The 15402-nt window shown below is 55.9% G+C and carries 10 protein-coding genes and 1 pseudogene; 10 read left to right on the forward strand and 1 reads right to left on the reverse strand.

Features of this window, described 5'->3' with window-relative positions; all coding sequences use genetic code 11:
- The first annotated feature begins 20 nt into the window (after positions 1-20).
- From HX851_RS42070 to HX851_RS45530, 7 genes and pseudogenes are all read left to right on the forward strand, one after another.
- Positions 21-887 carry an HDOD domain-containing protein gene (locus HX851_RS42070; protein WP_177063945.1) on the forward strand — a complete coding sequence of 289 codons (867 nt, stop codon included), beginning with the start codon at positions 21-23 and terminating at the stop codon, positions 885-887.
- A gap of 533 nt (positions 888-1420) precedes the next feature.
- Positions 1421-3055, forward strand: coding sequence for a sensor domain-containing protein (locus HX851_RS42075; protein ID WP_177063946.1), 1635 nt, complete (start codon positions 1421-1423; stop codon positions 3053-3055).
- Positions 3056-3369: 314 nt separating this feature from the next.
- The gene (locus tag HX851_RS42080) at positions 3370-4992 is read left to right on the forward strand and encodes a methyl-accepting chemotaxis protein (RefSeq protein WP_177063182.1); all 1623 of its coding nucleotides are present in this window, start codon (positions 3370-3372) and stop codon (positions 4990-4992) included.
- A 24-nt stretch (positions 4993-5016) separates the two neighbouring features.
- A complete protein-coding gene (locus HX851_RS42085) occupies positions 5017-6177 on the forward strand; it encodes a hypothetical protein (protein WP_177063181.1) in 1161 nt (386 codons plus the stop codon).
- Between the two features lie 11 nt (positions 6178-6188).
- Positions 6189-6593 carry a type 2 periplasmic-binding domain-containing protein gene (locus HX851_RS42090; RefSeq protein WP_177063180.1) on the forward strand — a complete coding sequence of 135 codons (405 nt, stop codon included), beginning with the start codon at positions 6189-6191 and terminating at the stop codon, positions 6591-6593.
- 417 nt (positions 6594-7010) lie between these two features.
- A pseudogene (locus HX851_RS45525) lies at positions 7011-8084 on the forward strand (Cache 3/Cache 2 fusion domain-containing protein); the annotation flags it as partial.
- Positions 8085-8096: 12 nt separating this feature from the next.
- A complete protein-coding gene (locus HX851_RS45530) occupies positions 8097-8939 on the forward strand; it encodes a methyl-accepting chemotaxis protein (RefSeq protein ID WP_438362386.1) in 843 nt (280 codons plus the stop codon).
- 103 nt (positions 8940-9042) lie between these two features.
- On the opposite strand, the gene HX851_RS42100 is transcribed toward HX851_RS45530, so the two are convergent.
- Positions 9043-9381, reverse strand: coding sequence for a hypothetical protein (locus tag HX851_RS42100; protein WP_177063178.1), 339 nt, complete (start codon positions 9379-9381; stop codon positions 9043-9045).
- A gap of 205 nt (positions 9382-9586) precedes the next feature.
- On the opposite strand from HX851_RS42100, the gene HX851_RS42105 reads away from it, so the two are divergent.
- From HX851_RS42105 to HX851_RS42115, 3 genes are all read left to right on the forward strand, one after another.
- On the forward strand, positions 9587-12766 hold the full coding sequence (locus HX851_RS42105; RefSeq protein WP_256262755.1) for a PAS domain S-box protein: 3180 nt from the start codon (positions 9587-9589) through the stop codon (positions 12764-12766).
- Positions 12763-13395 (forward strand): response regulator, encoded by a 633-nt coding sequence (locus HX851_RS42110; RefSeq protein ID WP_177063176.1) that lies wholly within the window; start codon positions 12763-12765, stop codon positions 13393-13395. Before HX851_RS42105 ends, HX851_RS42110 begins: the two co-directional genes overlap by 4 nt.
- A gap of 566 nt (positions 13396-13961) precedes the next feature.
- Entirely contained in the window at positions 13962-14984 is a 1023-nt protein-coding gene (locus HX851_RS42115) for a chemotaxis protein CheW (RefSeq protein WP_177063948.1), read from the forward strand.
- Positions 14985-15402 lie beyond the last annotated feature (418 nt).

Consider the following 15402-nt stretch of genomic DNA (forward strand, 5'->3'; position numbering starts at 1 on the left):
CCGTGCAGAGAGGTTCCCTGATGCTGACAGAACTCACCGCTGAACAAATAAAACTCGCTTTACAGGGTATTAGTGTGCCGCCCCAGCCACAAATCATGGTGGACCTGCAAATTGAACAGTACATGCCAGATCCTGACTTGACAGCGATCGCCAGATTGATCTCTCAAGATCCAGGCATGGCAGGAGCATTGCTGAAACTAATAAATTCCAGTCATTTCGGTCTAAGCAATCGTGTCTCTTCCATTCAACGCGCCGTCAACCTTCTGGGAAGCCGCTCCATCATTAACCTTATTAATGCACTTTCAATTAAAAGTGAGATGACTGACGATGCAATAGTGACGCTCAATCGATTCTGGGATACGGCTCAAGATGTTGCAATGACCTGTTTGACTCTCGCCAAGCGAATTGGCTCGCAGGCCGTTGATGAAGCCTATGCACTGGGGCTATTCCATGACTGTGGAGTCCCCTTGATGTTTAAAAAATTCCCTAACTACATGACCATTCTGGAACAAGGCTATGCATCAACAAGCCGCAATCAGCGCATTGTGGATATCGAAAATAAAAACTTTAATACCAATCACGCAGTCGTCGGTTATTTCACAGCAAAAGCCTGGCACCTTCCCGAGCACTTGAGCATCACCATTGCCAATCACCATAACGCACTTGCTGTGTTTAGTGACGAATCCAGTCGACATAGCGCACTCAAAAACCTGCTTTCAATTCTAAAGATGTCCGAGCATATCTGCGAATCACATTTAGTATTGGGGAAAGAGCGTCAGGATCATGAATGGAACACTGTAGGTCATCTAATACTCGATTATGTCGGCTTATCGGAGTACGACTTCGAGGAACTCAAATCCAATATTCGTGATCTTGGTTCCCGCTAGAAATCACATGAGCCCCCCTCTCCTCTACCCGGGGCACTTGCGGCTTTCAAAAAGACGTCTCCTGGATCAGCCGTGCAATTTGGCAAAAATGCTGTAACCCCAAGCGCTGTAGCAAAGTCATGATCATCCTTGAGGCGAGTTTCCTGCGCCTCAGTAGGGGAACTCCCAGCTAAAAACCAGCGTACCCCGATAGTCGTCCCCCCTTCATAGTCCGCATGATTCATTACCTACCGTGGCCGGGCAGTTAGTTCATTGTCACCCACCCTGCCGCAAACCTCATACGTAGACGGGTGAACTGGACGGGCGTTGAACAGGAACATTTATCCATACGCCGGCTGACCCCTGCGTTTCGATTGACCAATCCCAGACCGGAAATTGCCCATGAAGCGCGACGATTGCACCGGTAAATCAAGGTGGCGTGCATGAGAGAAAAACGCCCCATACGCCACTCTCCCTCCGAGCAAGCGGATGGCTACTCCTGCGATATGTCCGCTCTCAAGACGACAGAACAGCTTCTCGATCAGGTTGAGAGCATGGCCCGACTCGGCCACTGGCAGTTCGACTATCGACAGGTCGCCTTGCGGCTGTCGGCGCAAGCCTGCCGCATGGTCGACAAGCCACGCCATTGGTCACCATCGCGCAACGAAGCCCTCGCCCTACTCGTGCCAGAAGATCGCAGGCGGGTTGTCGGGCGTATCCGACAAGCCCTTTCCGAGCGCACCACCGCCTTGGCGCTGGAGTATTGCGTAGCAATGGGCAAGCAGCAGCTGCATCTGTATTCATGTCTGCGAGTCGAATACGCCGTTGACGGCACGCCCCTGCAAATGCTCGCTACCGTCCAGGACATCAGCGAACTGAAAACCTGTCAGCAGCGGCTGCATGCCCTGACCTTCCATGACGCGTTGACCGGGCTGCCCAACCGCGAACTGTTCAAGGAGCACCTTCAGCAAGCGTCGCTCCAGGCCAAACACAGCGGCCACCAGGTCGCCGTGGCGATTCTCGACCTCGACAACTTCAAGGTGATAAACAACACCTTGGGCCAAGAGTCTGGTGATGAGCTACTGCGGGAAGCAGCCGCACGCTTGCAGAGTTTCGAGCACGGCGACAATACCGTTGCACGCCTCGGAGGTGCCGAGTTCGCCCTGATTTTTACCGGTGTCAGCACGACAATAGACCTGGACAACCTGGGTAGAAAAATCCTGCACAGCATCACCGGTATCTACGGGCTCCAGGATCAGGAAGTCTTCGTGTCCGGCAGCCTCGGCATCGCCAGCAGTCCGACAGATGCCGACAGTGCCAGCAAACTCTTGCAGCACGCCGATTCGGCTATGTCCTACGCCAAACTACAGGGACGAAACAACGTTCAGCGCTACTCGCCGCGCCTGACCCAGCAGACCGCAGAACGCCTGGCCCTGGCAGCCAGCTTGCGCCATGCACAGCACAACGGAGAATTGTCGCTGCACTTTCAGCCGCAGATAAACCTGGCCAACGGGCATCTGATCGGTGCCGAAGCCCTGTTGCGCTGGAACCATCCACAGCATGGTCAGGTATCTCCGGACACATTCATTCCAATCGCCGAAGAGGCCGGGCTGATCGTAGGTATCGGCGAATGGGTCCTGGACCAGGCTTGCAGCTGTGCGGTCGCCTGGAACAGTGGTAACCGCTACCCTCCGCTGAAAATAGCCGTCAACCTGTCACCGCGGCAGTTCCAGAGAAGCGACCTGATTTCGTCAATCCGCACCATCTTGCAAGTAACAGGATGCAAACCGGGCTGGCTGGAACTGGAAATCACCGAAGGCTTGTTACTGGACAACAGCATCGCTGTACGCGAAGCCCTTGAACAATTGAATGCCATGGGCCTCTCCATCGCTATCGACGATTTCGGCACCGGTTATTCCGCACTCGGCTACCTCAGTCGCTTGCCCATCGAAACCCTGAAGATCGACCGTACCTTCATCTACGACATCGAACACAACCGCGACAGCGCCGAGCTGGTCAAGTCGATCATTTCCATGGCGCACAGCTTGCGTTTATCGCTGGTAGCCGAGGGTGTCGAAGAAGCCTTCCAGCAAGCGTTCCTGCAATGCTACGGCTGCCACACTGCGCAGGGCTGGCTGTATGGCAAAGCCATGCCACAAGAGGATTTCGAAAATCTGTTGTTGGCCTAGGCCAGTGGCCTGCCCATGCCCGGGCGCCGTCGCCGAGCACTCTACAAAGCGAAATGTCGCGCCCCATGAGGTAGGGCAATACCTACCAAAACCACCGGAATGACCACCCCAAAATAAGCACTGCCCGATGGTCAGCCGCTGCGCCTGGTTCGTATGATTTCGACATGAAATGTTTGGCTCCGACATTGATTGGCGAGTCGAGTCATCTGCAGGAAAAGCCCTATTGAGCGTAGCAACCAAAATCCCTGAACGTTTGCGGCCAAGAACATCCTCGCGCCGGGGCTCATGTTCTATTTACGATTGAGACCCCTGAAATGCTCCAAAAAATACCCCTGACTTTAAAGCTTTCTCTGATGCCCGCCGTGGCACTGATCGGACTTCTGATTTTCGTCGGTTATACCTCAATTCAGTTGTCCAACAACGATGCGAGACTGATTGCTCTCGAGGACAACAGTTACCCCATCCTGGAAAAAGCCGACTCGATAATTTTCCAGTTCTCGCGCTTGCCAGGAATGCTCAACGGTGCGGTGACCGCAGGAGAAATATCAGCCCTCAACGACGCCCGAAAAGTGCTCGATGATATCGCCATGAAACAGCAGGAGCTCCAGGACCTGGGCCGTAAGCAGGAGCAGCGCAATCAACAGCTCGTGGATTGGAATGAGGCCATCAAGCGCTATTGCGACAATGCCATTTCAGCGTCGGAGCAATTGATCAACGGCAGCCGTACATTCGAAACATTACGACCCAACCTGGATCGCATGGCCATAGATCTGCAGGTGGCCAATAAACTCGGCGCAGACTTTCGGGCGGATGCCTATAAGGTTTTTCAGACCAACCTCTCTCAAACCCGCACAGACAACGCGACCACCACCCATGCGGGCTATGGCCTGACGCTCGTGCTGGTGCTGCTGGTTATGTCGGGCTCGATTGTGGTCATTCGCCAGATCATGAAAAACATCCATGGCGTAGTCGACTCACTGAAGGCCATTGCTTGCGGCGACGGAGACCTGACTCGCCGGGTAGATGTCCGCTCCGAAGATGAAATCGGCACCATGATCATCCTGTTCAACAGCGTCCTCGACAAACTGCAAAGCACCCTTCGCCAGATAATCGATTCGGCCAACCCGCTGGGTAACGTGTCGAAGGAGCTGTACCGCCTGACACAAAACTCAGAAGAAAACACCAAGTCTCAACAGGATCGCACCGACTCGATAAGTCGCGATATCCACACCATGACGGTGAGTATCCAGGAAGTGGCACAGCGTTCGCAGCAAGCTTCCGAGGAAGCAGGAGCCGCCTCCAGACAGGCCGATACGGCACGCCAGGTCATCAGCGGGTTGTCGACCAATATCAGAGACCTTGGCATCAGCGTACTCAGTGCAGTGCAGGACATGCAGCAGCTGGAAGAGGAAACCCAGCAGGTCGGCACTGTGCTGACCGTCATTCACAGTATTGCTGAGCAAACCAATCTCCTGGCCCTGAATGCCGCCATTGAGGCGGCCAGGGCCGGTGAACAAGGCAGAGGGTTTGCGGTGGTCGCCGATGAAGTCCGGTCCCTGGCACAGAAGACTGCCGCCTCTACCGCAGAGATAAGACAAATTATCCAGCGTCTGCAGAACAGCGCCAACAGCGTGCTCAATGTCATGACGCTCAACGGCGAGAAAGCCCAAGCCAGTATCGAAAGCTCTGTACAGGCCACTGCAACGCTGGACGCCATCGCCCAAACCGTACGTCAGATCAACCAGCTCAATGCCGGCATCGCGCAGTTCACACACGAACAAATAGGCCTCAGCCATTCAATACAGAAAGACACGGAAGTCCTCCAGCAGGACTCCAAAGCATCCGCCCATGGTGCCGATGCCACTGCCCGCCTCGGTGAGCAACTGGTCAGCACAGGGGATCACTTGCGCGCGACCACTTCTCAGTTCCGCGTTTAACACCCTAAAGAGAACACCCCCCGAATGTTCAACTATCGAGTCCTCAGCACACTCGCCATTTGCGTGGCCAGTGCACCCGTATTCGCACTGGATCAAGGCGACTATCGCTTCAATGGCTTCGGCACTGTCGGCGTAACCCATCTGGGTGGCGACAGCCAGAGCCACGGCTACGGTATCAGCGGCCAGACCACCGATGGCTGGCGTGGTGACCAACTTTCCAAGTTGGGTGGTCAACTCCAGTACGGCCTGACCGATACCATCGGTTTCACCGTCCAGATGTTGGCCAAGGCGTACAGCGACCAATGGCGACTCAGACCAGAATGGCTGTACCTGTCCTGGGAGGCGACCGACAAGTTGAAGTTCAGTGCGGGCAAGCTCGGCACCCCGATTTACATGTACTCGGAAACCCTCAATGTTGGCTTTACCAATCCGTGGATCCGTCTGCCGGAGGAGGTATATAACCAGGTTCAGCTCAGTACCACTCGTGGTCTCAGTGCGGTCTTTACCCAACCCCTGTCTTTCGGATCACTCACCTTGCAGGTCGCTGGCGGACAGTCGACCAACGACAAGAACTACGTGCTGGATGAAATCCGCACAGCCGACTCCAAGAATGCCTATTTCGCCAATGCGACCTTGAGCACCAATGATTTTGGTTCCCTGCGAATTAGCTACTCGCAAAACAACTTGCATACGAACGTGCATAGCAGCGTTCAGCCCCCCTTTGGCCCTCCGACTGACATCACCTTCATGCACCTGGACGGCAACAAGGCGGAATTCGCCTCGATCGGCTATCAGTTCGACAACGGAACCTGGGTGAGCAGCAACGAAGCCACCAAACTGACCATCCGCGCGACCGGATCCGAGCCGATCAACGCGTTCTATACGATGGCCGGACGTCGATTCGGTAGCTTCCTGGCCCACGTCACTTATGGCCAGATGGACGACAGTTCGGGACGCGAATCATCGTGGACCTACGGCTTGAACTACAACGTCACGCCAACCGTCGTGGTGAAGGGCGAGTTCAAAAGAATCGATACCTCGGGTGGTGCCCCGGGATTCTTCTCGCGCAATGCCCAGCAGACCGTCGACGATGCTGTCTATAGCGCCAGCAACGGCCAGCAAGGTTCGCCTTCGCGCAACTTCGACGGTGACATCATTAGTCTCGGCGTCGATTTCGTCTTCTAAGGAGCGTTTCAATGAAATTGTCTATTGTCGCTCAAAGCGTGATGACCCTATTAAGCATGGTTGGCGTGGCCCACGCAGAGGTTGCGGTGATTGTGAATCCTGCGCTCACTACCGCACCGACCCAGTCACAGGTGGCGAATATTTTTCTCGGAAAGGACAAGTCCCTCAAAGGTGTCGATCAAGATAGCTGGACCCCCACCAAGGACAAGTTCTACAGCGCCGTGACCAGCAAAAGTGAATCACAGTTAAAATCCTATTGGTCGGGCCTGGTGTTCACCGGTAAGGGTCAGCCACTGCCGCACGTTGCTGACGATGCCGCAGTGGTCGCCCAGGTGAGCGCTCAACCGGACGCCATCGGGTATGTGGATAAAGCGACTGTGAACGACAAGGTCAAGGTACTGTTTACCTTGCCTTGATGGCGGTTGCCGGTAACACGCTCAATCTTTTTTGTATTGAATACACAACCGTCGTTATTGCCCGTTGGGCTGCAAGTGGGAACGTCGAAAAAATGAAACCTGATCGGATAACGGTCCGCTAACCAGGATGGTTCACCTGCGAACTAACGTCGCCTTAGAGAAGGCCCTCCCAAGTTATCCGTCGACGAACACACAGCCCAACCCGGCTTTTCATTAACGAATCAGCTTATGGAGGGCAGAGATCTGTCTGCCCCATAGGCTCATCCAAATCCCGAATGACTCAGGGAGCAATTACCTGCTTTGGCTGTAGAACTTCCAGTTAAAGCAAAACAATTGAGGTTAAGCACTTAAATTACAGGCCGGCGTATAGAAGCCTGTTCGTTAAAAACATGACAACACCACCGAGTGGATGCCCCTATGTTTTCTCGTAGTCTTCAATTGAAGTTCGTTTTTCCAGTTTCGGCTATTGTGACTCTTACCACGCTTCTTCTGGTCATCGTCATTTCGGCAAGGACCAGAAATAATATCGAACAGTCTGCGCACGATAAAATGCAGGAACAACTCTCCAGCATGCAGTATGTTCTCGACGTCACCGATACCCTCATGATGGAGCGGGTGAAGGGGGCGATGAAGTTGCTGATGGAGCGGGGTCAGTACCTTGGGCCGGCGCAGCAAGGCGAGAAAGTAACCGTTAGCGGCAGGAGGGTTCCCGACCTCCTGCTGGGGGGGCAGGCACAAGCGAACAACTTCGAACTGGTTGACCAGGTGGCGTCAAGTCAGGGGGGTGGAGCTACTCTATTCTCCAAGGTCGATAACGAGTTTGTGCGCATCAGTACCAATGTGCAGGTCGAGGGCAAGCGCGTCATTGGCACAATACTGGACCCCAATGGAATGCCGATCACCGCTATTCGAAAGGGCGAGTCGTTCTATGGGCAAGTAGATATCCTGGGAAATCCCTATCTGACAGGATACGAGCCCATTCTGGACAACCAGAAACAGACTGTAGGCATTTGGTATGCGGGTTACAAAGTCGACATGCAAGCCTTGCAAACGTCCATCGCCGCGAGCCGCGTACTAAAAGGTGGCTTCGTCGCGTTACTGGACGACAAGGGTAATGTGCGCTTTCAATCGAAAAGCGTTCCCCCGGCTACCGCCAAAAGTGTTGCAGATGGCAACTTGCATGGCTGGGTCGTAAAACGTAAAAGTTTCACTCCTTGGGGATTTACCATGATTGCGGCTTACCCCGAGGATGAGGTTCGCGCTGAAGTAAAGAATGAAATTATCCAGGTAGCGACTATTGGGCTGGCGCTGTCAGGTGTGTTGATGGGGCTTGTTTTCTGGTTGTCGCGTTCGCTGGTCGTCGCGCCTCTGGGCCATGCGGTATCGGTTGCACGTAAGATCGCTGCGGGTGATTTGTCATTACCGCCCTCTTCCACTTCACGTAACGATGAGATTGGTGATCTGGCCCGTTCACTGAACAATATGCAAACGTCATTGCGTCAGATGATCGGAAACATCGCGGGGAATGCCCAGCGTATTTCCACTCTATCGTCTTCGCTATCTACTTCCGCCGAGGATGTAGCCGCTCAATCGGAGCAACAGAGTAACGCCGCTGCTTCTGCTGCCGCGGCGATAGAAGAGCTGGCCACAAGCATTGGCCATGTCTCTGACAAGGCCCGTGAATCCTTTACCTTGGCTCAAGACGCTGGCGACAAAGCCAGGCTGGGCGGTGTCGTGGTGGAGAAAGCTTCGGCGGAAATGCACGACATCGCCGACAGCGTAAGCCAATCTTCCGAGCGAATAGTTTTACTTGGAGAGCATTCGGCCAGGATTTCGGCCATTGTCGGCGTCATCAAATCCATTGCCGACCAGACGAATCTGCTTGCACTAAACGCTGCAATTGAGGCGGCACGCGCCGGCGAGCATGGGCGCGGCTTTGCAGTCGTCGCCGATGAGGTACGACAACTTTCCGAGCGCACAGCCATATCCACCGTGGAAATAACAACGATGATCGGCTCCATACAATCCGGGACGGAGCATGCGGTGGAGACGATGCGCCAAGGGCAGGATCGTGCCAACGCTGGCGTTGAAATGGCCAGTGAAGCCGGACGTGCCGTGAGGCAGATAAGCGGTTGCTCCGAACAGGTCGTGGATGCAGTCAATAGCATTTCCGCGGCGCTTGATCAGCAAAACGCTGCCAATCAGGAGATCGCCCTCAATGTGGCCAACATGGCGACCATGTCTGGGAAAAACACTTTTGCTGTACAGCAAGTCGCGCAGGCATCCAGAGAGTTGCAAGAATCTTCCAACTCACTGCAGGCAACCGTCGACCTGTTCAAGTTGTGAGCCGACCAAACTTGCGCTCTTGCCAGGGTCTTGATCGGTCCCGTTGTGTCATGGACGACCCACTCAACGGTTGGCTTCGTTGTCATTTCACCTTGCTGCGCATTTATTCAAAGGTCGATCCAGCCTTACAAGCGAAGGTCATTTCCGACATTCTTATTCGCCAACGGATCAGTCGTTCGATCGATGTCATGGCCTGACCGAGAACCTCATCACCTTCACGCGCCGTGATGCTGTCGGCCTGGAAAAGTGGCAGCCGTTCGTCGAGTGTCTGCACGCAGGCACAGGCTTGATCGTTAGTATCTTCGCCGAGTGAGTCGAAGGTGTCTTTCAGGCTTTCCTCAACCCTGTGTCTCGATACTCCATCCAAGGGCTCTGAATCAAATTTCGCGGCCTCTGTCCCCAGTGCAATGGACAGGGAAATTATCGCACTCTGGTCATACACAAGACTGTCGGGGCTCGCGCGACCCCGTCGGCCTCCCCTTGTATCGCCTCCCCACAAAGGCAGCGGCAGGGTTCTCGGCGACAGTGGAGGTATCAAGAAACTGTTGGGCTGGCCGAAAAATGATCAAGAAGATTCGTGAAAAACAAGACGGCCATATCTATTTCGCCCGGTAAAAGCAAATCAGAGACGATTCAAATTGAGCGAAATGCAGATGATACCATCTACCGAACCGGATACCGCAGACGCACAGGCGCGCCAATCTCAGCTGTTCGAGGCGACCTTTGACCTGGTGTCTTCCGCTCTGGTTCTGCTCAATGACCAGCGCGAGATACTGAAGGCTAATGGCGCTTTTTCCGAGCTGTTGGGCTACACCCTGCCGGAATTGCTCGGTGCCCCCTTTTCCAGCCTGCTCCATTGCACCGGGCACGAGGCTCAGCAGGTGTTGTTTGGCCAATTCTCGCCGGTTCAGCCACTTCAATTGCATTATCGACGCAAGGATGGCAGTGGTCAGCATGGGCGCAGCAAGCTGACTGCCGTCGGTTCACTACTGCTCTGTGAAATCGTTCCGATTCAAGCCCCCCGGAACCTGGACGATGACAGCCAGGCCTTCATGCCCTCGGAGCCCATCCCCCCCACAGCACAAGCACTGCTGGGAAACGAGGAACGGTCCCACTTGGCCTTCGAGTCCGCCGCTACCGGAATGGCCCTGCTGGCGCTCGACGGTCGCTGGTTGCGCGTCAACTGCTCCCTCTGTGAGCTGCTCGGACGCAGTGAGGCCCAATTGCAGCAAACCTCCAGCCAAGCCCTGACCCATCCGGACGATCTGCCCGGGACGCTCGCCTGCGGCCAACGCCTGCTGATGGGCGAGACGCCCGACATTCACCTGGAAAAGCGCTATCGGCACCGAGACGGTCACTACATCAGGGTACAACTGACCTGCAGCGCGATACGCTCGAGCGACAACACGCCATTGTATTTCGTGATCCAAATCGTAGACCTCAGCCGCCTCCTTGAAGTCCAGAAGCGCCTCTCCCTGACGGAAGCCCGCTTGTTGACCAGCGAGCAACAGTTCCATGCCCTGGCGGAAAACACGCACAACCTTGTCATCCGCTACGACCTCAATTGCCGCCGTACTTACGTCAATCCGGCTTTCGAGCGGGAAACCGGCATCCCGGCGGCACACGCATTGCAACGTTATCTCGGAGAAGGCTGGTGCACCGATGTCCCGGTTGAAGAATACATAAAGCAACTGCGTCAGGTGATCGTTACCGGATTACCTCAAGAGATCATTCTGAAGTGGTCACGCCCGCAGAGAGGCGAGATCGTCATGCACACCTTGAAGTTAATTCCCGAGCTGGATGCAAGCGGGACGGTCGTCAGCGTTCTGGCCAAGGGGCATGACATAACCGCGCTCAAACGTCACGAGCGGCTGGAAGAAGCGCTGCTGCACATTTTTGAGCGGTTGGCGCAGGGCGCCCGGTTGCCGGAAGTTTTGACGCTGGTAACGAAATATATCGAGCAGGCACGCCCGGAGTTCCTGGCCAATATCATGCTGCTGGACGACGATGGCCTCTGCCTGCTTCCAGGTTCGACGTCCAGCCTGCCGTCCAGCTACACGCAAGGGCGTGGTCGCATCGAGATCGGCGAAGGCTTCGGTATATGTGCCACGGCCGCGTGGTGTGGCACCACGATCATCGCCGAGGATCTGGCCTCACATCCCTACTGCGACGCTTTTCGCGAACAGGCCCTCAAGGCCGGGTTGCGCGCCTGCTGGTCGGAGCCGATCAATGACTCCGCCGGCAAGGTCCTGGGGACCTTCTGCATCTATTTGCGTCACCCGGGGCGACCGACGAACGACGATCTCAGGCTGGTTCGTCAAGCCAGTCATATGGCCGCCATCGCCATTGAACGCAAACGTGCCGAGACATCACTTCTCGAGAGCGAGCAGCGCTACCGGGAAATCTCCGATAAGTCTCTGGACGCCCTGTTTTTAATGGAAGTAACCGAGGACGGATTCTTTCGTACCATCGAGGTCAATCCGGCCTACGAACATTACCTGGGTATGGGGCGCGCCGAACTGATCGGCAAGAACATCGAAGCAACGCTTCCACCCGACATAGCAGCCGTTGCCATTGCCAAGAGTCGACACTGCGTGGAAAGCGGCGCTCCGCTCGACGAGGAAATGGTACTCGACCTGCCCACCGGGCAACTGACCTATTTTCATTCAACGCTGATCCCGGTACGTGACGCTTACGGACGCGTCCACAGAATCGTAGGTATCGCCCGCGACATCACCGCGCGCAAAAATGCGGAGCAGGCTCTACACACCCGCGAGCAGGAGTTTCGTGCCTTGGTGGAGAACACTCCGGATGTGATCGCCCGCTTCGATCTGCAGTGCCGTTTTTTGTATGCCAACCCCGCGGCGCAAAACATGCTCAAACGCCCGCTGGCTTTTCTGCTCGGTAAAAACTCCAGCGAGGCATCGCCCCGTTCGAGTGCCGCGAGACCCTTTCAAGACATGCTCGAACACATCATCCAGACCGGCAAAACCACCGAGGAGGAATTGACCCTGGACGTCCCGGTGGAACAAGACGGAGAAGCGGCTTGTTACCTGGTCCGCCTGGTGCCCGAACGCGATCAACATGGGGGCGTCGTCAGCATTCTCGCGGTCGGTCGCAACATCAGTGCAATGCGTGTAGCCGAGCGACGCTTGAAGGAATCCCATGCACAACTGCGCCAGCTATCCAGTTACCGCGAAAACACACGGGAAGAGGAGCGCAAGCGCATAGCCCGGGAAATTCACGACGAACTAGGGCAGCAGCTCACCGTCCTGCGCATGGGAATTTCGCTGCTGCGCCTGCAATTCGGAAGCGACCATCCACTGTTGGTAGAGCGAGTCCAGGCGCTAATGGTGCGGGTCGACGAAACCATTCAGGTAGTTCGTAACGTCGCCACCAGCCTGCGCCCCTCTGCGCTCGACATGGGCCTGACGTCGGCCCTTGAATGGCTGGTTTCCGAGTTTTCGCAGAACACCGGCGTTCCTTGCCGATTGAGAGCGCCATCGGCTCGCCTGGAACTCGACGACGAACGTGCTACCGCGATCTTCCGGGTGATCCAGGAGTGCCTGACCAATGTTGCCCGCCATGCCCAGGCCAGTCGGGTAGAGATTGACCTCAAGCGCGACGTCGAGCATGTCCTGATTGAAGTGCGTGACAACGGCAAGGGCTTCGACCCGGAGCAACTGCCCAAAGGCCGGCTCGGGATGCTCGGCATGCGCGAGCGAGGACACATGCTCGGCGGAACAGTCACTGTAAACAGCCCCCTCGGACAGGGTACTCATGTCCGGGTGAATATCCCCTTCCAGGCAAATCCGGAGACTCCATGATCCAACTGATGATCGCTGATGATCACGCCATCATGCGCGAAGGCTTGAAACAGCTTTTTGCCTTGGCCGGCGATCTGCACGTAACAGGTGAAGCAGAAAACGGCGTCATGCTGTTTGAGCAGCTGCGCCAGGGTGATGCCGACCTGGTGTTGCTTGACATGAGCATGCCAGGCATCAGCGGCGAAGATCTGGTTGCGCGCATCCATACTCACTATCCGCAACTGCCGATCCTGGTGCTGAGCATGCACAATGAAGTGCAGATCGCCCAACGAGCGCTCAGGTCGGGTGCCTCCGGGTATCTGACCAAGGATCGCGACCCCGAGGCCCTCCTCACGGCCATCCGTCGAGTGGCTGGCGGCGGACGCTACATCGACGCCGGACTGGCCGAACAGATCGCCTTTGCGGCCAGCGGTCTGGGCCCGTATACCCAGCACGACATGCTCACTGACAGGGAACTGCAAGTCCTGCGCCTGCTCGCCCGCGGCCTCAGCGTCTCGCGCGCAGCAACAGAACTGTCCATCAGTCACAAGACTGTCAGCACCCACAAAGCCCGCATGATGGAAAAGATGGGCTTCACCAGCATGTCAGAGATTGTCCGCTATGCGGTGAGTCAGCGGCTTATCGAGTGACAAACGTCTCCCTGCATTGCTCCATGCCGGGCGGAAGCAGGTGCTGCGCGCAGGCGCAGTCGAGATGCAAGGACGCACATCAAGCCCAAGACACTCTACAAAAGAAAAGCAAACCTCTCGCGATACGCAGTAGGGCGATACCTACCCTTCCCCCGCAACATACCCACCAAAAAACCAGCACTGACCGATGTCCAGCCCCGTTACAAGGCCTGCATCATTCGATGCCACCGGGATTGTGCTGCACTTTTTTCGACATAGAACTACCAGCTCCGGCACCCACCAGCAGCTCAGGTCGCCGGATAGAGAATCCGCGTTGAACGTAACGATCTCTCCCGCTAACAAACCACGATTGAAGCGAGTGTGGTACCCAAATCTCTGCTGCATCTACCAGGCCCAAGGCAGCTCGCCCTACCCGCTAACACTCGCTGCCCGACTGTGCCGGCCGGCTTTGTGCGCGTTGAGGAGTAATGCCATGGACCGCTTGATCAAGGTGGAGAGCATCAGCAGCAATATGGGCCCCCTACAGACTTGGCTTCTTTAGTCACTGAACAGGAAAGTAACTCGGCATGAATATCGTCATTGTCCTGGTATTGTTGCTTTGTCTCGGCGCAACAGCTGGCCAGGTTTCCTCAATAGATATGCACGACCTATCGTTCTCGCTGTGCCTGGCCGCCACCACAGGCACAGTGATGCTCGTCGCACTGGGCATTCGCTACCGAAACTCGCGCGTGGACATCAAAATAAGTGCTCCCATTGAGCCGCTTGTCGAAGCGGAGCCCGAGGAGATCGAGCAGTTCAAGCGAAATACAATCGCGCAGATCACCGCGATCTCTGCAGTGGTGCGCAATTGCGCGACGACCACAAAGTACATCGACAAGCCGGTCGATACACACGAAAAAACCGGCTCTCCAGCAAACCTGCTGGCACCCGGCTCCGTCATCGAAACGCCGCGTAACGCCGTTCTGGACAAGCACTTCGCTGAACTCCTTGCCAACATACACGAGATGGCCAAGCTCACCGCTCGCCTGAATGACAAAAGAAAGTCCCTTGACCATACGACCGCCGCCCCGGTGTTGGCCGCCGACAATACACTATCGGACAGGTGCTACCTCTCCTTCACTCTGCGCGACCAGCCGTTTGCGGTGAGCACGTTGAACGTCTGCGGCGTCGTCGAGGCCACTCAACTAATCACCAGGCCTGACGTGCTGACCAGGCACCGCAGGGCGATCAAGCTGCGCGGAACGCTGGTACCGGTAATCGACCTGGGGGCGTACCTCGGTGAGCAGCCCCTCAAGATCAGCCGGAGCACTAATATCATCATCCTGGAAGTGACCATCGACGATCGTATGCAGATGATCGGCGTGGTTGTCGATGCGGTCAGCAAAGTAGCAGAAATCCCCCCAAGGGAAATAGAACCGCGTGAGGCCTTTGTCAGCAAGATCCACAACGACTTCACCCTCGGCACGATCACGGTCAACAACCACACGGTCACCTTGCTGGATATCGGGCGGGGACTGTTGGCGAGTGAGTTCGTCGTGTTGCGTTCGACAGCCCGATCGGAGGTACAGGAAAACTTGTCTCGTGGATAGCGGCCGTCATTCAGGTCGCCCCTGGGTCGCCACGGACATTCCCCTACTCGAAAATCAGCCCCCGCTGATGGTCACAGAACCTGCGTGCCTGCATCCTTAATCGCGTGTCAACTCCAAAGCGTGGACTCGCTTACGCAAACTCCGCAGAAAGTTCGACATATGTGTGTGTGTGCTGCTCCTGGGACAGGAGCCCGTGTCGCGCTGCCTATGACCCCCCTCATGGTTCGGCCGAACATGGATCCCCGCGTCTTGCGGGGATGGCGACTCTTGGTTCTTCCCGATCTTTCGTGAAGAACCTTTTTTTTGGCCGCAACTTGTGCGGCATCGTGCCATCGACTCCGTCGCAGACCTGTACGTCGTTGCCTACCCATCAGCGAAAAACCCTACCGAAAAATCAGTAATGTCCGATGGCTCCAGT

Source organism: Pseudomonas gingeri, from assembly GCF_013385635.1.
In the GTDB taxonomy this organism is placed as follows: Bacteria; Pseudomonadota; Gammaproteobacteria; order Pseudomonadales; family Pseudomonadaceae; genus Aquipseudomonas; species Aquipseudomonas gingeri_A.

Excerpts from the sequence above, each read along its gene's own strand:
- HX851_RS42070 (WP_177063945.1), top strand. The coding sequence starts at position 21 with ATGCTGACAGAACTCACCGCTGAACAAATAAAACTCGCTTTACAGGGT.
- HX851_RS42075 (WP_177063946.1), top strand. The coding sequence starts at position 1,421 with ATGGCCCGACTCGGCCACTGGCAGTTCGACTATCGACAGGTCGCCTTG.
- HX851_RS42080 (WP_177063182.1), top strand. The coding sequence starts at position 3,370 with ATGCTCCAAAAAATACCCCTGACTTTAAAGCTTTCTCTGATGCCCGCC.
- HX851_RS42085 (WP_177063181.1), top strand. The coding sequence starts at position 5,017 with ATGTTCAACTATCGAGTCCTCAGCACACTCGCCATTTGCGTGGCCAGT.
- HX851_RS42090 (WP_177063180.1), top strand. The coding sequence starts at position 6,189 with ATGAAATTGTCTATTGTCGCTCAAAGCGTGATGACCCTATTAAGCATG.
- HX851_RS45530 (WP_438362386.1), top strand. The coding sequence starts at position 8,097 with ATGATCGGAAACATCGCGGGGAATGCCCAGCGTATTTCCACTCTATCG.
- HX851_RS42105 (WP_256262755.1), top strand. The coding sequence starts at position 9,587 with ATGCAGATGATACCATCTACCGAACCGGATACCGCAGACGCACAGGCG.
- HX851_RS42110 (WP_177063176.1), top strand. The coding sequence starts at position 12,763 with ATGATCCAACTGATGATCGCTGATGATCACGCCATCATGCGCGAAGGC.
- HX851_RS42115 (WP_177063948.1), top strand. The coding sequence starts at position 13,962 with ATGAATATCGTCATTGTCCTGGTATTGTTGCTTTGTCTCGGCGCAACA.